The 21,073-nt window shown below is 50.6% G+C and carries 19 protein-coding genes and 1 other RNA gene; 19 read left to right on the top strand and 1 reads right to left on the bottom strand.

Going from position 1 to position 21,073, the window contains the following annotated elements; all coding sequences use genetic code 11:
* Positions 1-260: 260 nt before the first annotated feature.
* The 3 genes from argS (AC506A_RS24235) (at position 261) to argS (AC506A_RS24225) (ending at position 4,298) form a co-directional block, all read left to right on the top strand.
* Complete coding sequence (gene argS / locus AC506A_RS24235; protein WP_495463770.1) at positions 261-1,991, top strand: arginine--tRNA ligase; 1,731 nt, start codon at positions 261-263, stop codon at positions 1,989-1,991.
* Between the two features lie 90 nt (positions 1,992-2,081).
* Positions 2,082-2,546, top strand: a complete 465-nt coding sequence (locus AC506A_RS24230) for a YwiB family protein (RefSeq protein WP_495463569.1) — start codon at positions 2,082-2,084, stop codon at positions 2,544-2,546.
* Positions 2,547-2,618: 72 nt separating this feature from the next.
* The gene (gene argS, locus AC506A_RS24225) at positions 2,619-4,298 is read left to right on the top strand and encodes an arginine--tRNA ligase (RefSeq protein ID WP_495463568.1); all 1,680 of its coding nucleotides are present in this window, start codon (positions 2,619-2,621) and stop codon (positions 4,296-4,298) included.
* A gap of 27 nt (positions 4,299-4,325) precedes the next feature.
* Here the strand turns inward: argS (AC506A_RS24225) and AC506A_RS24220 are convergent, their stop codons facing one another.
* Positions 4,326-5,465, bottom strand: coding sequence for a S8 family peptidase (locus AC506A_RS24220; RefSeq protein WP_495463567.1), 1,140 nt, complete (start codon positions 5,463-5,465; stop codon positions 4,326-4,328).
* 392 nt (positions 5,466-5,857) lie between these two features.
* On the opposite strand from AC506A_RS24220, the gene rpoE reads away from it, so the two are divergent.
* From rpoE to AC506A_RS24140, 16 genes are all read left to right on the top strand, one after another.
* The gene (gene rpoE, locus AC506A_RS24215) at positions 5,858-6,430 is read left to right on the top strand and encodes a DNA-directed RNA polymerase subunit delta (RefSeq protein ID WP_495463566.1); all 573 of its coding nucleotides are present in this window, start codon (positions 5,858-5,860) and stop codon (positions 6,428-6,430) included.
* Positions 6,431-6,641: 211 nt separating this feature from the next.
* A complete protein-coding gene (pyrG, locus tag AC506A_RS24210; RefSeq protein ID WP_495463565.1) occupies positions 6,642-8,246 on the top strand; it encodes a CTP synthase in 1,605 nt (534 codons plus the stop codon).
* 126 nt (positions 8,247-8,372) lie between these two features.
* Positions 8,373-8,771: a response regulator gene (locus AC506A_RS24205; RefSeq protein ID WP_091225104.1), complete on the top strand. Its 399-nt coding sequence runs from the start codon at positions 8,373-8,375 to the stop codon at positions 8,769-8,771.
* A 257-nt stretch (positions 8,772-9,028) separates the two neighbouring features.
* The gene (gene fba, locus AC506A_RS24200; protein ID WP_475783833.1) at positions 9,029-9,883 is read left to right on the top strand and encodes a class II fructose-1,6-bisphosphate aldolase; all 855 of its coding nucleotides are present in this window, start codon (positions 9,029-9,031) and stop codon (positions 9,881-9,883) included.
* 187 nt (positions 9,884-10,070) lie between these two features.
* Positions 10,071-11,318, top strand: a complete 1,248-nt coding sequence (gene murA / locus AC506A_RS24195; protein WP_090985981.1) for a UDP-N-acetylglucosamine 1-carboxyvinyltransferase — start codon at positions 10,071-10,073, stop codon at positions 11,316-11,318.
* Between the two features lie 260 nt (positions 11,319-11,578).
* Entirely contained in the window at positions 11,579-12,958 is a 1,380-nt protein-coding gene (gene rho, locus AC506A_RS24190; protein WP_495463564.1) for a transcription termination factor Rho, read from the top strand.
* A gap of 65 nt (positions 12,959-13,023) precedes the next feature.
* The gene (locus AC506A_RS24185) at positions 13,024-14,283 is read left to right on the top strand and encodes a radical SAM family protein (RefSeq protein ID WP_495463563.1); all 1,260 of its coding nucleotides are present in this window, start codon (positions 13,024-13,026) and stop codon (positions 14,281-14,283) included.
* Positions 14,284-14,414: 131 nt separating this feature from the next.
* Positions 14,415-14,612 carry a 50S ribosomal protein L31 gene (gene rpmE, locus AC506A_RS24180; protein WP_091225099.1) on the top strand — a complete coding sequence of 66 codons (198 nt, stop codon included), beginning with the start codon at positions 14,415-14,417 and terminating at the stop codon, positions 14,610-14,612.
* An 83-nt stretch (positions 14,613-14,695) separates the two neighbouring features.
* Entirely contained in the window at positions 14,696-15,085 is a 390-nt protein-coding gene (locus AC506A_RS24175; protein WP_495463562.1) for a hypothetical protein, read from the top strand.
* Between the two features lie 88 nt (positions 15,086-15,173).
* Positions 15,174-15,439, top strand: an RNA gene (ffs, locus tag AC506A_RS24170) — signal recognition particle sRNA large type.
* Positions 15,440-15,577: 138 nt separating this feature from the next.
* Positions 15,578-17,035, top strand: coding sequence for an ATP-binding protein (locus AC506A_RS24165; protein WP_495463561.1), 1,458 nt, complete (start codon positions 15,578-15,580; stop codon positions 17,033-17,035).
* Between the two features lie 140 nt (positions 17,036-17,175).
* Entirely contained in the window at positions 17,176-18,975 is a 1,800-nt protein-coding gene (gene dnaX, locus AC506A_RS24160; RefSeq protein ID WP_495463560.1) for a DNA polymerase III subunit gamma/tau, read from the top strand.
* Positions 18,976-19,032: 57 nt separating this feature from the next.
* A complete protein-coding gene (locus tag AC506A_RS24155; RefSeq protein WP_495463559.1) occupies positions 19,033-19,344 on the top strand; it encodes a YbaB/EbfC family nucleoid-associated protein in 312 nt (103 codons plus the stop codon).
* Between the two features lie 30 nt (positions 19,345-19,374).
* The gene (gene recR, locus AC506A_RS24150; protein WP_495463558.1) at positions 19,375-19,974 is read left to right on the top strand and encodes a recombination mediator RecR; all 600 of its coding nucleotides are present in this window, start codon (positions 19,375-19,377) and stop codon (positions 19,972-19,974) included.
* Between the two features lie 175 nt (positions 19,975-20,149).
* Positions 20,150-20,428, top strand: a complete 279-nt coding sequence (locus AC506A_RS24145; protein WP_495463557.1) for a YaaL family protein — start codon at positions 20,150-20,152, stop codon at positions 20,426-20,428.
* Positions 20,425-20,688 carry a pro-sigmaK processing inhibitor BofA family protein gene (locus AC506A_RS24140; protein WP_495463556.1) on the top strand — a complete coding sequence of 88 codons (264 nt, stop codon included), beginning with the start codon at positions 20,425-20,427 and terminating at the stop codon, positions 20,686-20,688. Before AC506A_RS24145 ends, AC506A_RS24140 begins: the two co-directional genes overlap by 4 nt.
* Positions 20,689-21,073 lie beyond the last annotated feature (385 nt).

Raw genomic sequence — 21,073 nt, 5'->3', positions numbered from 1 at the left:
GCGGACCCGGGAGTAGATCCATTGAACATGCGGTGCGGCGACTTGATGAAGTTGGCCTCTGTAAGTAGATGAATCCGGTCACCCCGTTATCGTGCTTGAGAGGTTTTCGGCATGGCCGCAATTCGTTGTTTGTGCAGCCATAATGTCAACCAGAAGAGTGGTACCGCGGAAATCAACCTCCGTCTCTTTATTAGAGACGGGGGTTTTATTTGTTTTCAGAAAACTGTAACCACATTTCGGGGAGGATGAACGAGATGAATCTGTTATTGCAGTGGGCAGCCGCACAGCTGCAACCGCATGTGCCCTCTAATATGAAGTATGAAGACATCGTAGCGCTGCTGGAGCTCCCGCCAAACCCGGAGCTTGGCGATGTCGCATTTCCTTGCTTTCTACTAGCGCGTGAGCTGAAACGTGCGCCTGCGGTAATCGCCGCAGAGCTCGCGGAGCAGATTGGCTCCGAAGGGACACCTATCATCCGCGCCGAAGCGAAGGGGCCGTACTTGAATCTCTTCCTCGTAAGGGAAGAGTGGGCACCGAAGCTGCTCGCTCCGCTGCTGCTTGCTGATTTCGGGCAATCGCAGGTCGGTACCGGACAGCGCGTCATCTTGGATATGTCCTCTCCGAATATCGCCAAACCTTTCGGCGTCGGTCACCTGCGTTCTACGATGATCGGCAATGCGCTTGCTCAAATGTACCGCAGCTCCGGCTATGAGGTTGTAACCGTCAATCATATCGGTGACTGGGGCACGCAATTCGGCAAACTGATGGAAGCGTATATGCGCTGGGGCGATGAAGCGAAGCTTAAGGAAGAACCGATTCGCGAAAGTTTGCGCCTGTATGTCCAGTTCCATGAGGAAGCTGAGCAGGACCCATCCTTGGAAGACAAAGCGCGTCACTGGTTCTGGAAGCTTGAGAACGGTGACGAGGAAGCGCTCAAGTTGTGGCGTTATTTTGTATCCTTCAGCATGGAGGAATTTGACCGTGTGTATACACGTCTTGGCGTGCAGTTCGACTATACGCTCGGCGAGAGTTTCTATAATGACAAAATGTCTGCCGTCGTCTCGCGACTGCAAGAGCTGAACCTGCTTGAAGAAAGTAACGGTGCGCAGGTTGTTCGTTTGGAAGAGGAAGGATTGCCGCCATGCCTCATCCTGAAGTCGGACGGCACGACCATTTATCCTACGCGCGATCTCGCTACGGCGCTCTATCGAAAGAATGAGATGGGCGGGGATTTGCTGCTGTATGTGGTAGGCGCGGAACAGAAGCTGCATTTTCAACAAGTGTTCGCGGTCTTGAAGCGTATGGGAGAAGAAGTGGCAGACCAGTGCCGTCACCTTTCCTTCGGGCTAATGAAATTCGAAGGCCGCAAAATGTCCACGCGCAGAGGGCAGGTCATCTTCTTGGATGAGGTGCTGGACGAGGCGGTAGCCAAGGCTGCAGCCATTATTGCAGAGAAGAATCCTGATCTGGAGGATGCGCAGGAAACCGCCGAGGCAGTCGGGATTGGTGCGATTGTGTTCGGCGATTTGCTTCATCATCGTATGCTGGAGGTGGACTTCTCGCTGGATGAGGCGCTTCGCTTCGAGGGGGAGACGGGTCCCTACGTGCAGTACACGGCTGCCAGAGCGTTCAAGCTGTTGGCCAAAGGGGAGCTGACGCTGGCGGAAACCGAAGCGCGCAGCTTATCCGGTGCCGTGAACGGCAGGGAGCTGGGCAGCTATCTCTCGGGGGTTGCGGCATGGGAGTGTTTGAAACTGCTGGCTGCTTATCCCGAAGCGATTGCCGGCGCACTGCGTCAGAATGAACCGGCGGTTGTGGCACGTTTCCTGCTGGATGCAGCCAAACGCTTCAATCGTTTCTATCATCAGGAACGCATTCTGACGGAGAATCCAGCGGAGACCGAAGCGAAGCTGCTGCTGACTGCGGCGGTTGCCGGCGTGCTGCGTTCAGGGCTGGCACTGCTTGGACTGCGGACACCGGCACAAATCTAGGAGAGCGTCCAAATGTGCAGGCATTGAAATTAGAGGTGCTCCTGTATATAGTGAGGACATAAGCATTTCAGGCGACGGGAGACCGTGATCATGGCAGACAGAGCGAATGTAACGATATCGCTGAGAAGCGACATCGATGGGGAAGTGGAACAGAATACGTTTAGCGGTGAGTGGTTTCGAAAAGGCTCATCTGTATTTGTCCGTTACGAGGAAACCAGTGAAGGTGAAGACGGCAGCGTCGTACGGACGATTATTCGCTGGCGCGACGGCGAGCTTAGTGTGACGCGCCGCGGCGATGTGGAGTCGCTGCAGACGTTTGTGGCAGGCGCCAAGCGCACCGGTCATTATGAATCGGGGCATGCAGCCTTTCATTTGGAGACTGAGACGAAGCTGCTTTGGGTACAGTTTGGCGATATGACTAAGTCGGGATCGAGCGAAGACGTATTGAAACCAGAGCTGCCTATGCTGTTGGAATGGCATTATACACTGCTTGTTAACGATGAACCGACTGGGGAGTTCCAACTTCGGCTGCAGGCGGAAGAGCAGTTGACCTAGGGAATACCGATAACGAACGGCCATGCTTTCATTTACAGATTGATAAGATAATCAGGGGGATTGAAGAATTACATGAAAACGAATGTGATTGTACAACTGCATGAGCAGGTGAAGGAAGCGATCGCGGATGCGGTCGTAGCGGCAGGGCTTGCAGCCCGTGAAGAACTTCCGGTATTTGTACTTGAAGTACCGAAGGAGAAGGCGCACGGTGATCTTGCAACCAACGCTGCTATGCAATTGACGAAGCTTGCGAAGAAGAATCCGCGTCAAATCGCGGAAGCGATCATTGCGAATCTTGATAGGAAGAAGGCTTCTATTCAAGGCGCAGAGATTGCCGGTCCCGGTTTTATTAACTTCCGGATGGACCGCAGCTACTTGTATCCGGTGATTGGTCAAGTGCTCGAGCAAGGTGCCGACTACGGCCGTATTGATACCGGAGCGGGAGCAAGCGTACAAGTAGAGTTCGTCAGTGCCAATCCGACAGGCAGTCTGCATTTGGGTCATGCTCGTGGAGCAGCAGTTGGTGATGCTCTATGTAATGTGCTTGATTTTGCAGGTTACAAGGTAACGAGAGAGTATTACATTAATGATGCAGGCAATCAGGTTGCTAACCTGGCGCTTTCGATTGAGGCACGCTACAAACAAGCCCTTGGCCAAGATGCGGCAATGCCGGAAGACGGCTACCACGGCGAAGACATTATCGGTTTCGCCAAGGAGCTGGCAGCATCTGAGGGCGACCGGTTGCTATCGTTGTCAGACGAAGAACGCTTCACCTTCTTCCGCGACTATGGTTTGGAGCGTGAACTGAATAAGATCAAACGCGACCTCGGCGACTTCCGCGTGGAATTCGACGAATGGTTCAGCGAGACTTCTCTCTACCAAACCGGTCAAGTTGAGCAGGCGCTGGCAGCGCTTCGCGAGCGCGGCCAAGTATTCGAAGAGGGCGGCGCAACGTGGCTGAACACGATGGCATACGGAGACGACAAGAATCGCGTGCTTGTGAAAAATGACGGCTCATACACCTATTTGACGCCGGACATCGCTTACCACCGCGACAAATTCGGCCGCGGATTCGACAAAATGATTAACATCTGGGGCGCTGACCACCACGGCTACATTCCGCGTGTAAAAGCAGCAATGGAAGCACTGGGCAACGATCCGCAGAAGCTGATCGTTCTGATCGCACAGATGGTGAGCTTGTTCCAGAATGGCGAGAAGGTCAAGATGTCCAAGCGGACAGGTAAAGCCGTTACGATGGAGGATCTGCGCGAAGAAGTCGGCATCGACGCCATTCGTTACTTCTTCACGATGCGCTCTATGGACTCTCATCTTGATTTTGATATGGATCTCGCGATCTCGACTTCGAACGAGAACCCGGTATTCTATGTGCAATACGCACATGCGCGGATCTGCAGCATTTTCCGTCAGGCTGAAGAGCAGGGCATCGCGATCTTGCCACTCGCGGAAGTGGATTTGAGCCAACTGACGACTGAACATGAATTTGATCTTCTTCGCAAAATCGGCGAGCTGCCGCAGGAAATCGCGGAAGCTGCATCGCAATATGCACCGCATCGCCTGATTCGTTACGTCTACGAGCTGGCGGCGTTGTTCCACAGCTACTATCGCGCAGATCGCGTCATTACCGAAGACGCGGCTCAAACGCAAGCGCGCTTCGCGCTGCTTGGCGCGGCTCGTACAGCTATCGCTAATGTGCTGCGTCTCGTCGGAGTTTCCGCGCCGGAACGCATGTAGCCCTATCAACAATCAAGGCCGCGAACCTTATCGGTCCCCGGCCTGCAGCATTCGCATTACATCGAGCTCTCCGGTGATCCGGGGAGCTTTTGTGCCTCTTAAAGGCAGCATGGAACGTTTGACGACAGCCTTAATGTCGGTAGGAGACAGTCCGGGTCGATGAGCAAGAAGCAAAGCGATGGCTCCGCTCACATGTGAGGTGGCCATGGAGGTGCCGCTCATTTCGTTATACTTGCCTCGCAGCCAAGAGGAAAGTATCTTGTCACCCGGCGCGTATACGTCGATATGCATGCCGCGGTTGCTGAACGGGGCGATTCGCCGCAGCCGGTTCGTTGCGCCGACGGCAATGGTTTGCGGATACCGCGCCGGATAGTCGATCGACTTCCGTTTGCCGTCGTTTCCGGATGAAGCGACGATAATAACGCCTGCGTTGTAAGCATTGGTTACTGCGGTCAACAGCGACTTGCTCCGTGTTTTCATGCCGAAGCTCATATTCACGATGTCCATATTATTGCGCACGCACCAGTCGATGCCGAGTACGATATCAGAGACAAAGGCGCTTCCATTCTGATCGAACGCTTTCACGGGATAGACCGTCGCACGAGGGGCGACGCCGATCATGCCATGCACCTGATTGGCAGCAGCGATGGTGCCGGCAATATGGGTGCCGTGTCCGTTGTCGTCGTGTGGAAGCGACCCGCGATTAAGCAGGTTGATGCCCCGGCCAAGTGATTGCTTCAAATCCGGATGGCTGAAGTCAACGCCGGTATCAATGACGCCGACTTTCACGCGGTGGCCGGTGGTTGTACTCCAAGCAAGCGGCGCTTTAATTTCCTGCACGCCCCAAGGGATACCTTTCTCACGGATCACCGGTTTATATATGGAGGAGGAATGAACCGAAAGGAGTGGATCATTCTCGATCCAAATTCCGTCATGGGTAAGAGAGCGAAGCACATCATTCGGTACGCGCAAAGAGAAGCCTTGGATGAATGGCAAATGACGGATGGCATCGGCTGCAGTCGCCACGGTTTTGTCGATATGCGACCATTCTTGAAGGAAGCGCTCATAGTCGCTCTTTTGCCGGAAGCGGACAATTCGTCGCTTGGCAGCTGATGTGGTAAGAGATAATGCGCTGTGCAGCAGGCGGAGAACTGCGGATCTGTCCAAGTTGGCTTCCCCTCCATGGCGAATCATGCTGCAGTATTGTATGAACGAGCGCAACAAGCTGTATGAGCAACTTGCCTTTTTTCACATAATTAGGCTGCAAACCGTGTCATTCGCCGTACGGGCACATAGTATAGACCAAGAGTCATTAACGGGCTCTTATAACCGGAAACAGCGGCAACGCCTCATCCGGAAGGATACAGTCAAAGCGAAGGCGCCTCCTTCGCTTTTTCTTTTTGCCCTCGTAAGCGTGGACGGCTTGCTTTTTCCAAAGAAATAGGTTTTACTATAATTTGATAATGGATTGCTTACGCACTTAACGATCTCACCTGCTTAGGATAGAGAAGTCGTTCTTGCGGCGTACTAGCAGTTTGAGATGAGAGGAAGTGTCCGAAATGAGCAGCGAGATTGTCTTGAAAATCGATCCTGAACGTATAAAGGAAATGCCGATGGTTGATTTGGCATTTGAATTGCTGAAAGCGGCCAATACGCCGTTCTACTATCGCGATTTAATGATGGAAATTGCAAAAGTTCGGGGCTTTTCCCAAGATCAAATCAACCAAGTGATTGCGCAAGTATATACAGAAATTAATATCGACGGACGATTCGCGTGCGTCGGCAGCAATATGTGGGGATTGAAGCGCTGGTATCCGGTTGAGAAGAATGAGGATCCGGTCGGTAATGCGAAACGTTCACGCATCATCAATGATGAAGAGGACGACGATGATCTCTATCCGGACGAGGAAGAGGAAACCTACGCAGCTGAAGAGGATGACTTCGATTCTTATGACGAGGATACAGAACTCTTCGACGAAGCTGAGGAAGAAGCCGAAGTAGACGAAGAAGTTGTCATCGACGACGAAGAAATTGAAGAAGACGGCATTGAAGACGCTGAAGGCGCCGAAGGCGTGGCTGATGAAGAAGATGCTGATGAAGACTTCGACGATGAGGAAGACGAAGACAAATAGATTCGATTCTGCGGGACCCAGTGTCTCTTGACATGGGGTATCTGCGCAGAGTAAACTATTGCATGGGCTTCAAGTTCGGACATGCAGGCAATAAGCCAAAAACAGAAAGTGCCCCGTTTATACGGGTGTCACTTTTTTCTTTTTTATCGACCATTTTTCTTCGGAAATTGGAGAACCTATACTTAACATACAGGCGTGGAGGGTATCATCAGTGACTAAGTACATTTTTGTAACAGGCGGTGTCGTATCATCGCTGGGCAAAGGGATCACAGCCGCATCGCTCGGGCGTTTGCTCAAGAATCGCGGTCTTAAAGTGACGATCCAGAAGTTCGACCCGTACATCAACGTGGACCCGGGAACGATGAGTCCATACCAGCACGGTGAAGTTTTCGTAACGGACGATGGTGCCGAGACGGATTTGGATTTGGGTCACTACGAGCGTTTCATTGACATCAATTTGTCGAAGAACAGCAACGTGACAACGGGCAAAATCTATTCCACCGTTATTTCGAAAGAACGTCGCGGAGAATATTTGGGCGGAACGGTTCAAGTTATTCCCCACATCACCAACGAGATCAAGGATCGCGTATTCCGTGCAGGCAAAGAAACAGGTGCGGATGTAGTTATTACGGAGATCGGCGGTACAGTAGGCGATATCGAGAGCCTTCCGTTCCTAGAAGCAATTCGTCAAATTAAGAGCGACATCGGCCGAGATAACGTGATGTACATTCACGTTACACTGATTCCGTTCATTAAAGCGGCAGGCGAAGTGAAGACAAAACCGACACAGCATAGCGTGAAGGAACTGAGAAGCATCGGGATTCAGCCTAATGTGATCGTTTGTCGTACGGAGCATGAGTTGGCTGATGATTTGAAACGCAAAATTGCGCTGTTCTGTGATATTGATGCGAATGCCGTTGTGGAATGCCGCGATGCGTCGACACTCTATGAAGTGCCGCTGAATCTACGTGAGCAAGGCCTCGACGATATCGTTGTCAATCACTTGAAGCTGACAACTACTCCTCCGGATATGACGGAGTGGGAAGCGCTAGTTCGCCGTGTGCAGCAGCTTAGCCGCACAACTGAAATTGCGATTGTCGGTAAGTACGTTGCGCTTCACGATGCGTACTTGAGTATCGTGGAATCGCTAAGCCACGCAGGCTTCGACGCGGATGCGGATGTGAAGGTGCGCTGGGTAAATGCAGAAGAATTAACGGATCAGAACGTTGCAGATAAATTGCACGGTGTGCACGGTGTGTTGGTACCGGGCGGCTTCGGCGATCGCGGTATCGAAGGTAAAATCATTGCGATTCGTTACGCGCGTGAGAATGCAGTACCGTTCTTCGGTATTTGCTTGGGCATGCAAGTAGCGGTTATTGAATATGCACGTCATGTTACGGGATTGAAGGATGCAAACAGCTCCGAAATCAACCCGCTTACGCAATATCCGGTTATCGACCTGCTGCCGGAGCAGAAGGACATTGAAGATATGGGCGGCACAATGCGCCTTGGACTATATCCTTGTAAGCTGACGCCGGGCTCTCTGTCCGCACGTGAGTACGATGATGAACTTGTATATGAGCGCCACCGTCACCGTTATGAGTTTAACAATGAGTACCGTGAAACGATCGAATCCGCAGGTCTGCGCATTACGGGTACATCCCCGGATGGCCGCCTTGTTGAGATGGTCGAGCTTCCTGGACACCCGTGGTTCCTTGCAGTTCAATTCCATCCGGAGTTCACGTCCCGTCCGAACAGACCGCAGCCGTTGTTCCGCGGTTTCGTTAGAGCGGCGCTTGAGAAAGCGGAGAAATAAATCACTTTGAAGTTTTTTTCCAGCGAAAGCAGGAATATGAGTGCCATGGCGCGAAATCATTAACGAATATGGAATTCAAATCCAATCGTGACGATGATTGTCGTACATTCATAGGAGGGTTTCAAGTTGGAAAACAAGAAAGTCTTAATTGTCGATGATCAGAATGGCATTCGTATTTTGCTTATGGAAGTGTTTAGCAGTGAAGGCTATACTACTTTCCAAGCGCCGAACGGCAAACTGGCACTGGAGATCGTGAGAAACGAAGCACCAGATCTCGTTTTGCTTGATATGAAGATTCCGGGTATGGACGGATTGGAAATATTGAAGCATGTCAAAGCGATCAACAAAGACATTAAAGTCATTATGATGACGGCTTATGGCGAGCTTGACATGATTAAAGAAGCGACTGATCACGGCGCGCTTATGCATTTCACCAAACCGTTCGATATTGACGAGATGCGAATGGCGGTTAACTTACAGCTGCGCAGCGAAGAAGCCGGCGGCTGGTATGCAGTAGGATCCTAAGCACAAGGGTCCTGCTGCTTTTTTTTTGTCGAATCACAGGTGCACGAGGGTTCGATTTCCAAGACTTGTACCAAACGATTCATGATTGTGTTATAATCATTTGGTGCGATATTTGAAGCGTGTTTTCGTTATTTAAGCGCATGTCTTCAATGCCGGTTGTCAGCATCCGTGCTGAGGCGGTTTTGCGAAGCGTCGCATATCAAAGACAAATTTATGAAGCGCTAAGCTTCATAAAACACTAGGAGGAGTAGAGAACCATGCCACTCGTTTCGATGAATGAATTCCTGCCAAAGGCAAAAGCAAACAAATTCGCGGTAGGCCAGTTCAACATGAACAACCTGGAGTTCGCGCAAGCGATCACAGAAGCCGCGATGGAAGAAAACTCGCCATTTATTTTTGGTGTATCTGAAGGTGCCCTTAAATATATGGGTATTGAGTACACAGTTGCTATTGCTGAAGCAGCAGCGAAGAAATCCGGTTTGCCAATCGCACTTCACCTGGATCACGGCAGCAGCTTTGAAGTTGCGATGAAATGTATCCGTGCAGGATTCTCCTCCGTTATGTTTGACGGTTCCCACTACGGACTAGAAGAAAATATCGAATTGACGAAACAAGTTGTTAAAGCGGCTCGCGCTATGGGCGTATCCGTTGAAGGTGAGCTTGGCACAATCGGCGGCGTTGAGGATGATATCAGCGTTGACGAAGAAGATGCATCGCTTGCTAAGCCAGCTGAAGCAATCCGTTTCTACGAAGAAACCGGCGTTGACTGCTTGGCGATTGCTGTAGGTACAGCTCACGGTATGTATAAAGGCGATCCAAAAATTCATTATGATATCATTCAAAAAGTATCGGATGCTATTCCGGTACCCGTTGTATTGCATGGCGGTTCCGGCGTGCCAGACGAAGCAATTCGTTTGTCCATCGCAGCAGGCGTAGGCAAAATCAACGTAAATACAGAGAACCAAGTGGCTTGCACGAACGCGATCCGCGAAGTGCTTGGCGCAAGTGCATCGGTTTACGATCCACGTAAATACTTGGTACCAGCTCGTTCCGCAATGAAAGCAGTCGTTCAAGAGAAAATCCGGTTGTTCGGCAGCAGCAACCAGGCTTAACTTCCGAAGGCTATAGAATCGAACAGCCGCGTTTAGCGCGAATTAGAAGCAGGCGCTCCCATCCGTCAAGAAATCTCTTGATAGAAGGAGCGCTTGCTTTGTGGCATATAGGGTTTATGTTATGCTGCTCTGGACTGCGGCTGCTCGTTTCGTTGCTCTCTTCCGGATGGGAGGATAATAAGAACTGATGGATAAATTAATGATCCGCGGCGGACGTCCGCTGCGCGGCACCGTTCAAATCAGCGGCGCGAAGAACAGTGCAGTTGCATTACTTCCTGCGGCAATATTGGCAGAATCAACGGTCACGCTTGATAATTTGCCTCACCTTAGCGATGTGGCCGTATACAGTGAAATATTAGAAGAGCTTGGCGGACATGTCCATTGGAGCGGGGACTCCATCGTCATTGATCCATCAGCCATGCAATCCATTCCGATGCCCAACGGAAAAGTAAAACTGCTTCGTGCATCGTATTACTTGATGGGTGCGCTGCTTGGCCGATTTGGCGAAGCAACAATCGGTTTGCCGGGCGGCTGTAATTTTGAGCCTCGCCCAATCGATCAACATATTAAAGGGTTTGAAGCGCTTGGCGCACAAGTTACCAACGACCACGGCTCCGTACGGATTGTGGCGAAGGAACTGCGCGGCGCGAAGATTTACCTCGATGTCGTAAGTGTCGGGGCGACGATTAATATTATGCTTGCGGCCTCCCGGGCCAAAGGCTCTACCATTATCGAAAACGCGGCAAAAGAGCCTGAAATCATAGATGTAGCTACGCTTCTAAGCGCAATGGGCGCCAAGATTAAAGGTGCCGGAACAGAAACGATTCGTATCGAAGGTGTTGAGCGGCTGCATGGTTGCAGACACTCCATCATACCTGACCGAATTCAAGCAGGTACGTACATGATTGCCGCAGCGGCAACGCGCGGTGACGTATTAATTGATAATGTCATTCCGAAGCATATGGAAGCAGTAACGGCTAAGCTGCAAGAGATGGGCGTTCATGTGTATGAAATGGACGAGTCTATTCGCATTGTAGGACAACCGAAGTATGAGGCAATTGATGTGAAAGCCCTTGTGTACCCCGGCTTCGCCACAGATTTGCAATCCCCCATGACCAGCCTGCTGACACAGACGTCAGGAGTAAGCATCCTAAGCGACTATGTTTATAGCAATCGATTCAAGCATGTTCCGGAATTAACGCGCATGGGCGCTAACATTCGGGTAGAAGGCCGTTCGGCTATTGTCGAAGGCGGTGCGCTGAATGCCGCGAAAGTACGTGCGGCTGACTTGCGAGCAGGCGCGGCGCTTGTGGTGGCTGCATTGACCGTGAGTGAAGGCGTTACGGAGATAACCGGTGTGGAATATATTGACCGAGGTTATGACAATTTGGTCGAGAATTTACGGATGCTCGGCGCAGACGTTTGGCGCGAGTAGCTGGAAGAGGCGGATAGCAAGCAGCTATTTCGCTAGAGGAATCGGCCTCTGGAATAGAGTGGGCCGATTCCGGCAATGATGGATGAGGCTTGGAATTATTTGGATTAGACGGCCTTGGGAGGCTGTTTCTTCATGAAATATAAGACAGTATAAGTTTCACCTTATACTAAGCTTATATTTCACCGGAGTGAAACGCGCTGCGCCGCTATAAGGTCGGCGATTACCGTTTCACCTTGAACCTTGATAAAAGTGGTGATACTATGTCTGAACTTCAGATCGCGGATCTTGAAGTGATGAAGCTCACAGAGCTTTATAAACTGGCCAAACAGCATCAAATTCAGGGCTATGGCCAGCTGAAGAAGAGAGAATTGATTTTTGCTATACTGCGCGCGCAAGCGGAGCAGAGCGGACTTATGTTTATGCAGGGTGTACTCGAAATTTTATCGGAAGGTTTCGGATTTCTACGACCGATCAACTACTTGCCAAGTACAGAGGACATCTACATCTCAGCCTCGCAAATCCGCAAGTTTGACCTTCGCACAGGCGATTTAGTTTCAGGCAAATGCCGAGCTCCCAAAGAAAACGAACGCTTTTTTGGATTACTTCAAGTAAATGCCGTTAATGGAGAAAGCCCCGAACATGCTGCTGAACGCCTTCATTTTCCAGCCCTTACTCCTCTCTATCCCGAAAAGAAATTAGTTCTCGAAACCGCCCAGCCTAAATTATCTACTCGGATTATGGATTTACTTGCACCAGTCGGCCTAGGCCAACGCGGACTTATCGTAGCACCGCCTAAAGCGGGGAAAACATTGCTGCTTAAAGAAATTGCCAACAGCATTTCCACGAATAATCCGGAAATCGAATTGTTTGTACTGCTCATTGACGAGCGTCCGGAGGAAGTGACGGATATGTCTCGTTCGGTAAAAGGCGAGGTTGTCGCTTCCACGTTCGATGAATTGCCGGAAAATCATATTAAAGTAGCAGAACTAGTGCTGGAGCGTGCTTTGCGACTTGTGGAGCATAAGAAAGATGTCGTTATTTTGCTCGATAGCATCACGCGTCTTGCTCGTGCGTACAACTTGGTTGTACCAGCGTCAGGGCGTACGCTAAGCGGCGGTATTGACCCGGCAGCTTTTCACCGTCCGAAGCGGTTTTTTGGATCGGCGCGTAATGTGGAGGAAGGCGGCAGTTTGACAATTCTGGCAACTGCGCTAATCGAGACCGGCTCGCGTATGGATGATATTATTTATGAAGAGTTTAAAGGTACGGGCAATATGGAGCTTCACTTGGACCGCAAACTTGCGGAACGCCGTATTTTCCCTGCACTGGATATTCGCCGCTCGGGAACGCGCCGCGAAGAGATGCTCTTAACCAAAGAGCAGCTGGATAAAGTATGGGCGATTCGTAAGAACATGAACGATTCCATGGAGTTTGTGGATGGCTTCTTGAAGAAGCTCGCGGATACGAAGGACAACGAGGAGTTCTTGGCCTCGCTGGACACGTCTGCTGTAACGCCGCCACCGGCGCCGAGAAACAGACCGAGCACAAGCGGGGGCAGCAGTAGACCGGGCTCCGGCTCGAGCAGCAGCGCCACCAGCGCTTCGAGAAGACCATCAACACGTACGACACCTGTAACATAGATCGGAAGTCGTTTTGCTCACGCAGCATTTCGCGCGCATGCAGCAAAACTTTTAGGAGGTACATCATGAATCTCGTTTATGCAGACGAACACGGTAATTTGTTCGATCATCCCGATTGGACGGGGCTTGGCCGCAGCGGCGATATGATCGTCGAATTGATGGAAGATGAGCTCATTCCTCTTCCTGAAGGCGCAACGATGGTCGGTCTGCCGCATACGCGGCCGATCGGCATTCATAATGCGTCCGGTGAGATGCGTCCGCTGCCAGGCAACGTGCAGGCAGTTGGAGCCCTTTTGCCGCAAGGTTATACTCGTCTTTGCATCCCGGGTTATATGAAAAGCGACAAGACGCAGAAGCTGCCGCTCTTTGGCTATTCAGCTGTCGTTTGGAAGGAAGACGGCTTCTATGTGACGGCGCAGAAATGCGACGATCCGGAACGCTGGAATCCGCTCAATTGCGACACGAATGAACTGAACGTCGGTGTCGAGCGATTGCTTGCCAAATATCCGGAAAACCGTCTCTATAAGCATCTGTCGAATTGCGCGCTCGGGTATGAATGCTTAACCGCATCCAATACGTTTCTGCAACGCTGGGAAGGTGCAGTACCTGTTTCCTTCTCCTGCAATGCCGGCTGTTATGGCTGCATATCGGAGCAACCCGACGACAGCGGCTTCGTGGCACCGCAAACACGCATGAACTTTAAGCCGACAGTAGAAGAAATCGTTGATGTTATGATGGAGCATCTGATTACACCGGAGTCCATCATCAGCTTCGGACAAGGCTGTGAAGGCGAGCCTTCGACGCAAGCCAGAATCATCATTGATGCTATGCGCGAGGTCCGCCAACGGACCTCGATGGGCTATATCAATATCAACACCAATGCAGGGCTGACGGATCACATCCGCGGCATCGTCGATGCCGGCCTTAATCTGATGCGTGTCAGTACGATTAGTGCGCTCGATGATCACTATAATGCGTACTACAAGCCGCGTGGCTACAATCTGGCGAATGTCGAGAAATCGCTTCGCTACGCAACGGATAAAGGTGTGTACACCTCCATCAATTATCTCATTTTCCCTGGCGTTACGGATCGTGAGGAAGAAATCGAAGCAATGCTCGGTTTCGTCAAGCGTACAGGCTTGAAGCTCATCCAAATGCGGAATTTGAATATTGATCCGGAGAGCTATCTGGAGCTTATTCCGAAGCCGCAAGGAGAGATCTACGGCATGAAACAAATGTTGGAAATCTTCGCGGATGAACTGCCCGATGTTGTGGTCGGATCCTACACCCACGTGCCTCCGGCGCCAGTGAAGCAGCCAATATAGAGCTTCCTCGGTAAGCATTTGGCCGCCTACAAAAGCATTGCTTTCGTTAGGTCGTCCATGCTATACTCTACTTATGTATGCATCAAACTCTGGATCCGCATGTTGATTCAGGGCAGAAAGAGGTGAACGAGATGAAACAAGGTATTCATCCGACATACCACGTCACGACGGTAACTTGCGCTTGCGGTAACAGCTTCGAGTCTGGTTCGATCAAACAGAACCTGCGCGTAGAGATTTGCTCCGCTTGTCACCCATTCTTCACGGGTAAGCAGAAGTTCCTGGATGCCGGCGGTCGCGTCGACAAATTCAAAAAGAAATACGGTATCTAAGCCTTATTGGCCGGGATTTCCAGAAATTAGCAGAATACAAGAACCTCCCTCAGCCATCCTATTGGTTAAAGGGAGGTTTTTTTATGCGAAAGAAACATGTTCTGCTTAGCGTACTGACACTCATGACTGCGATTTCGTTATCCGCATGCGGAGGCAATAAAGACGCCACCAATAATTATAATTCGAACTCGTATGGTCATGACGGCTATATGGGGCTCTCCAACAGCAATCCACATTTGCCCAACCGCAATGGTTCATTCCTTAATTATGATTCAGACGGAGATTTCGCGCAACGGCAGCTGAAAAAGGTCAGTGGAATTGAAAAGACCAATATTATGTTTCAAGGACCCGAGATGTACGTAAACGTCAAAGCCAAACCTGGTGTAGACAAAGAGAAACTGCGGGTAAAAGCACTTGCCGTTTTGCGGGATAACTTCCCGCGGTATAAGGTACATGTCAGAATGTCGGGGTAGCAATCGTATGACCTCATAACAACCCAGTGACAACTTCCAGCCAATAGGCGGTTGCACTTTGAGATAGAACAAGCTATACTTATTTTTGCCGTGCTAGACGGGGAGGTAGCGGTGCCCTGTAGCTCGCAATCCGCTGTAGCGAGGTTGAATCCCTTTTCTGAGGTTATGTTGATGTGGGGCTGGTGTTCATGAACAGTGTTGACGGTTGGGTCCTCCGCAATGGGCGCTTGTGAACGGGTCAGGTCCGGAAGGAAGCAGCCATAAGCAGGTACGCTCATGTGCCGGAGGAGTGCTTGACCAGAGCTGGGAGTGGAAGTGCCGCCCATGTCACATCTATCAAAGTTAGGTGCACGGTACTAACAACAACAAACGACATCCTTAATAGACTCTTTAGAGTCGAATGAGGGTGTTTTTTTATTTTCTGGCAGGATTATCTACTTTTGTGGACGAAAGGAATAGAGACGGATTGGATCTACGTAAAGGGGATAACGCATGTACGAAATACCTTCTGCTTCCTTGGTTCACTTAAGTCTTCAGGCGCTTGAAAATTATTGTGCTCAGTTCGCGGGTACGATGATTGTAGTGTTGGACGAGTCCGCTCGCATGGTCCATGTAAATATGCAGTTTCTGAAGGAAACGGGCTATACGGAATCGGATTTACTTCATACCACTTTCTTCGGCATTGCGGAGAGCAAGCTCTTTCGTGCTGAGCCTGAACAATCTATAGAAGCAATCGCGAAACATCTGCTTCTTCCTTCTCGAGAATCCATTTCGATACATATTCGAAAAGCCGGCGGTGTTGTTATGCACACCACAACCGCGCCCATTATCGCACAAACGGAGCAGGGAATTCGCTGTCTGCTCTTTTTATATAATCAAGAAGCCCGGCAAGGCGGCAGTCTCATTGAGCGTTTCGGGGAATCCATGCTGCAAGATGAGCATATCGGCGTAATATTGCTTCATCCGGAGACGCTGCAAATTTTCGACATCAGTCCTCTTGCGTGTCAGTTGCTTGGCGTTGCAAAGTCAGCTCTCGTTAATGAACAACTGTCGTCATTTTTCGCGAGCGCGGAGAAGGAATATGTACTTATTTGTCAGGCGCTGGAGAGTGGGGAGCCGGTTCGGAACTATCCGATCACATGGATTCATGACGAGAAGCGAAGCGAACTCCTCATGGATGTTGGCTTGCTGCGCAGTAGTGGAGAAGGCCGAGAAGGTGCCTACATCATATTTAAGGATGTTTCCAATTTGCGCTCGCTTGAGACGCAAGTGCAGCGAAGTGATCGACTCGCCATGATCGGCCAAATCGCGGCGGGGGCGGCGCACGAGATCCGCAATCCGCTGACGGCGATTCGGGGCTTCTTGCAAATGTTCCGCAAAACCATGATCGATCGCGAGATGAACAAAGAAAAGGAATACACAGACATTATGCTAGGCGAATTGGATCGAATCAATCATCTTGTCGGCGAATTTCTCCTGTTAAGTAAGCCGAAGGAAGTCATGACAAGCTCGATTCAAGTCGGGTCCGTGCTGCGTGACATTATGCCTGTTGTTGCGAGTGAGGCGCTTCTTCATAACGTAAATGTAGTTTGGGATGAGGCGCTGGAGCTGCCAAGGGTACTGGCTGACGCTGAAATGCTGAAGCAGGTGTTTCTGAATTTATGCAAGAACGGCATTGAAGCGATGTCTGTGGGCGGTACGCTCACCGTACGGGGCTCCGTTATAAGAGCGGGCAAGAAATCGCAGCTGCTTATTGAAATCGAAGATACGGGTCCGGGTATACCGGCGGATCTCATTGACAAAATATTTGACCCGTTCGTTACGACGAAGCAGAATGGAACCGGACTTGGTCTTTCTGTTTGTCAGCGAATTTTGCATGACTTTGGCGGCAGTGTCACAGCGGTGGCCAGACAGACAGGGGCACTTCTGCAGGTCGTGCTCCCTTGCTAAACCTCATTTTGAACGTCTTCTACTAAAGGTAAGGAAGAAACGTGCAGGAGAACGGTTTTTTTGGCTGGCGGCATCGTGTATAATAGAAGGACCGGGCATTTCAGCCCCGCGAACAAAAGCAGCCGAAAGGAACGGAACGTATGTCACATATCGCCTTATATCGTGCCTGGCGTCCGCAGACGTTCCAGGATATGGTCGGCCAGCAGCATATCATTCAAACTTTGCAAAATGCGATACGCGAAGATCGTGTATCCCATGCCTATTTATTTAACGGTCCAAGAGGAACGGGAAAAACAACCGCGGCTAAAGTACTGGCCAAAGCAATCAACTGTGAACGCGGACCGACAACTGAGCCCTGCAACGTCTGTGACGCATGCCGGGGAATTACAGCCGGAACGATTATGGATGTTGTGGAGATCGATGCGGCATCTAACCGCGGTATAGACGAAATAAGGGATATTCGGGACAAGGTTCGCTATGCGCCTTCTGAAGTACGCTATAAAGTGTATATTATCGATGAAGTGCACATGCTGACGACCGAAGCATTCAACGCCCTGTTGAAGACGCTCGAAGAGCCGCCGGCTCATGTCATCTTCATCTTGGCGACGACGGAACCTCATAAGCTGCCGGCTACGATTATTTCACGCTGTCAGCGGTTTGATTTCCGTCAAGTCTCTTTGCCGGAGCAGACAGAGCGTCTCCGTCAGATTTGTACCGAAGAAGGCATTCAAGCGGAAGATGATGCACTTGCGTATATTGCAAGGCTGTCAGATGGCGGGATGCGGGATGCGATCAGCTTGCTCGAGCAGGTGTCGGCTTACAGCGGTGAACGAATTACGCTGAACGATGCCGTCGACGTAACGGGTGGACTAGCTGCGGAGCAATTCGAACAGTTGGCGGATGCGATCAGAGCTCGTGATGCCGGGGCTGTAATGCCTTTGGTGGAAGGGCTGATGCAAGCCGGCAAAAGCGCAGATAAGTGTCTGGAGAACTTAATATACTATTTCAGGGACCTTCTTGTGTTGAAGCTTGCTCCACAAGGAAAAGCCGCGACAGAGCGGATCGTTGATCAGGCTAAGTACCGTGAGGTGGCCGAAGCGTTTAGCGCCGAGCTGCTGTTCCGTATGATAGATGTACTTAACGGCTATCAGCTGGAGATTAAGCATGCTGCGCTGCCGCAAACGATTTTCGAGATCGCACTTATGAAAATCTGCACCATGCAAGAGGCCGGCGGTGCACAGGCTGCCGCTTCGGCGTCTGCTGCCACAGGTGACTCCGCAGCAGGCAGCGCTTCTTCCGGAGAGGTACAGCGTCTGCAGCAGCGCATCGATGCATTGGAACGCAAGATTGAACAACTTGTCGCCAGTGGCGTGCGCACGGATGCTGGCGCGGTGCCAAGCGGCGATCAAGCTGGAGCGACGCAGCGCAGTGCGCGAGGTTCTTCGAATTTCGGAGCCAAGGGCGGCGCAGCCGGAGGGGCCTCTAGCTCGATAGCCCGCGTCAAGCTGGATCCATTCCTTGCCGCGGCGGAGAGTCAGGCGACTGGGCAGGTGCGCATGAGATGGAGCGACATTTTGCAGCGTGTGAAAGGGAATAATATTTCGACACATGCTTGGTTTGTGAATGGCGATCCGGTCTCGGCCGCTGACAATACGATCCTTGTTGCGTTCAAGAACTCCATCCACCGAGAAACAACAGAGAAGCCTGCCAACCGCGAGGTCATTGAGAAGGCTCTTCAGGAGGCGTTTAACCGACCGATTCGTCTAGCCACCGTCATGCTGAAAGAATGGCAGACGGCGACCGAGAACGGACCTGCACCTGCAGGGGAGCTGCTCATGCTTCAGCAAGACGAAGTAGGTGGGGCGCCGCCGGAACCGGAGTGGGTTGAAGAGGCTGTTAAGCTGTTTGGCGAAGACCTTGTCGTTATTGAAGACAACTGATGTAAGGCTACGCAATGAGTGTATGAACCCTACTATAATTGAGGAGTGACTTTTACGATGAACAACATGAACCAGATGATGAAGCAAGTTAAGAAAATGCAGGAGCAAATGCTTAAAGCACAAGAAGAACTGGGAACTAAGCTTATCGAAGGTTCTGCAGGCGGCGGTGTCGTTACAGTACAAGTGAACGGCCATAAGAATGTACAAAGCATCATCATCAAGCCAGAGGCTGTAGATCCAGACGACATCGAAATGCTTCAAGACCTTATCTTGACGGCGGTTAACGATGCACTGACTAAAGCAGATGAGCTGGCAAACAAAGATATGGGCAAATTTACGGGCGGCATGAAGATCCCGGGCCTATTCTAGACCGTTCCAAACAAGTAGAGGAGCTGCGCCTTGTATTATCCCGAACCGATAGCCAAACTTATTGATGCCTTCAGCCGATTGCCGGGCATCGGTCCGAAGACCGCGGCCAGGCTGGCTTTTCATATTTTGAAAATGAAGGAAGACGACGTTATAGATTTCGCGAAGGCGCTGGTCAGCGTCAAGCGTAACCTGCATTATTGCTCCGTATGCTGCAACATTACCGATACCGATCCTTGCCGGATTTGCCAGGATAAGAGCAGAGACAATTCCATTATCTGCGTCGTTCAGGAGTCGCGGGATTTGGTTGCGATGGAGCGCACGAAGGAGTTTCAGGGACAGTATCATGTCCTCCAGGGAGCGATTTCGCCGATGGAGGGGATTGGCCCTGACGAGATTCGTATTGCTGAATTATTGAGAAGGCTGAGCGATGAACGTGTGCAAGAGATGATTCTCGCCACGAATCCCAATATTGAAGGTGAAGCGACAGCTATGTACTTATCGCGGCTCGTCAAACCGTTTGGCATCAAAGTAACCCGTATTGCGCATGGTCTCCCTGTCGGGGGCGATCTGGAATATGCGGATGAGGTTACCTTGTCCAAGGCGCTTGAAGGTCGCAGAGAATTAGGATAATCGTTTTGTCAGACAAGCTCCGTGAGAGATCGCTCTCACGGAGCTTTTTGTTTTTAGCTGCTTTCTGAAACGCGGGAAGCTTGTTCTAATTCTCTTTCTCTCTCATACATTTCAACTATATGCCGTGTCGTCTGCGAGCTGTAAGGGAAACAGGATCGAGTGAGGAGTGAATGCGATGTGGGCTAAATGGCTGCGTACGAAGAAACAAGCTGCCGCATTGAAGCAAAAGAAGAGTGAGCAGGATGAGCAAGTGGAGCTTTATACAGAGATTAAGACAGCGAAACAAGAATGGGATAATGCGTATCGGTACTTTGACAATGCGCTCGGTAAAGATCAAATCGACTACGCCATATTTGCAATAGGTGCGGCGGAGAAGCGATACGAAATGCTGATTAGGAAAGCGAAACGGTTGCCTGTGGAATGGTCAAGCTTAAAGGGAGGTGTGAGTGGATGAAAATCATTTGGCTGGTTAGTCTAATTGTATCTTCCTTACTCTTAATTGCTGTTATGCTGAGGCATCGTTTGCCGCTGCAGTGGGTAAGGCGATTTGCTTTGCACCTCATTGCTGCAGCTTTGACCTTGTACCTTCTGAATTATTCGGGATTGATCTCGGGGATGGAAGTGCCGCTGAATCCAGTAACGATCGGCACTACGGTGCTGCTCGGTATTCCGGGTATCGCGTTAATACTAGGTCTGCAAATGACCTTGTTTTAAGTGGATAACATTAGTATGTACTAAATTTTGAAGAACACTTGACCGGGGCCTCGCGTATGTGTTAAATTAGTTCTCGCGTCACACGACGGAACATGAGTTGCAAAAACAAATTAAAAAAAGTGCTTGCAATTAAATGAACGAATGTGATATATTAATCAAGTCGCCGCTGAGACATGGGCGATCAAAATAAGAAGTATTTGTTCTTTGAAAACTGAACAATGAGCGACCAGTCAAATGGTCATAAAACGCGAAATTAACGTTTCGCAAAGCTAGTTTTTTTGAATGAGCTAACAAGCGAATTCTTAAAAATGGCCAAGCCTTCGGGCTTACCACTTTTATGGAGAGTTTGATCCTGGCTCAGGACGAACGCTGGCGGCGTGCCTAA

The organism is Paenibacillus sp. N22P23 (assembly GCF_059383735.1).
This window is presented reverse-complemented; position numbering and strand designations above follow the sequence as displayed.

Excerpts from the sequence above, each read along its gene's own strand:
- fba (WP_475783833.1), top strand. The coding sequence starts at position 9,029 with ATGCCACTCGTTTCGATGAATGAATTCCTGCCAAAGGCAAAAGCAAAC.
- rho (WP_495463564.1), top strand. The coding sequence starts at position 11,579 with ATGTCTGAACTTCAGATCGCGGATCTTGAAGTGATGAAGCTCACAGAG.
- AC506A_RS24165 (WP_495463561.1), top strand. The coding sequence starts at position 15,578 with ATGTACGAAATACCTTCTGCTTCCTTGGTTCACTTAAGTCTTCAGGCG.
- murA (WP_090985981.1), top strand. The coding sequence starts at position 10,071 with ATGGATAAATTAATGATCCGCGGCGGACGTCCGCTGCGCGGCACCGTT.
- AC506A_RS24175 (WP_495463562.1), top strand. The coding sequence starts at position 14,696 with ATGCGAAAGAAACATGTTCTGCTTAGCGTACTGACACTCATGACTGCG.
- AC506A_RS24185 (WP_495463563.1), top strand. The coding sequence starts at position 13,024 with ATGAATCTCGTTTATGCAGACGAACACGGTAATTTGTTCGATCATCCC.
- AC506A_RS24155 (WP_495463559.1), top strand. The coding sequence starts at position 19,033 with ATGAACAACATGAACCAGATGATGAAGCAAGTTAAGAAAATGCAGGAG.
- rpoE (WP_495463566.1), top strand. The coding sequence starts at position 5,858 with ATGAGCAGCGAGATTGTCTTGAAAATCGATCCTGAACGTATAAAGGAA.
- AC506A_RS24140 (WP_495463556.1), top strand. The coding sequence starts at position 20,425 with ATGAAAATCATTTGGCTGGTTAGTCTAATTGTATCTTCCTTACTCTTA.
- AC506A_RS24230 (WP_495463569.1), top strand. The coding sequence starts at position 2,082 with ATGGCAGACAGAGCGAATGTAACGATATCGCTGAGAAGCGACATCGAT.
- dnaX (WP_495463560.1), top strand. The coding sequence starts at position 17,176 with ATGTCACATATCGCCTTATATCGTGCCTGGCGTCCGCAGACGTTCCAG.
- rpmE (WP_091225099.1), top strand. The coding sequence starts at position 14,415 with ATGAAACAAGGTATTCATCCGACATACCACGTCACGACGGTAACTTGC.
- argS (WP_495463568.1), top strand. The coding sequence starts at position 2,619 with ATGAAAACGAATGTGATTGTACAACTGCATGAGCAGGTGAAGGAAGCG.
- AC506A_RS24145 (WP_495463557.1), top strand. The coding sequence starts at position 20,150 with ATGTGGGCTAAATGGCTGCGTACGAAGAAACAAGCTGCCGCATTGAAG.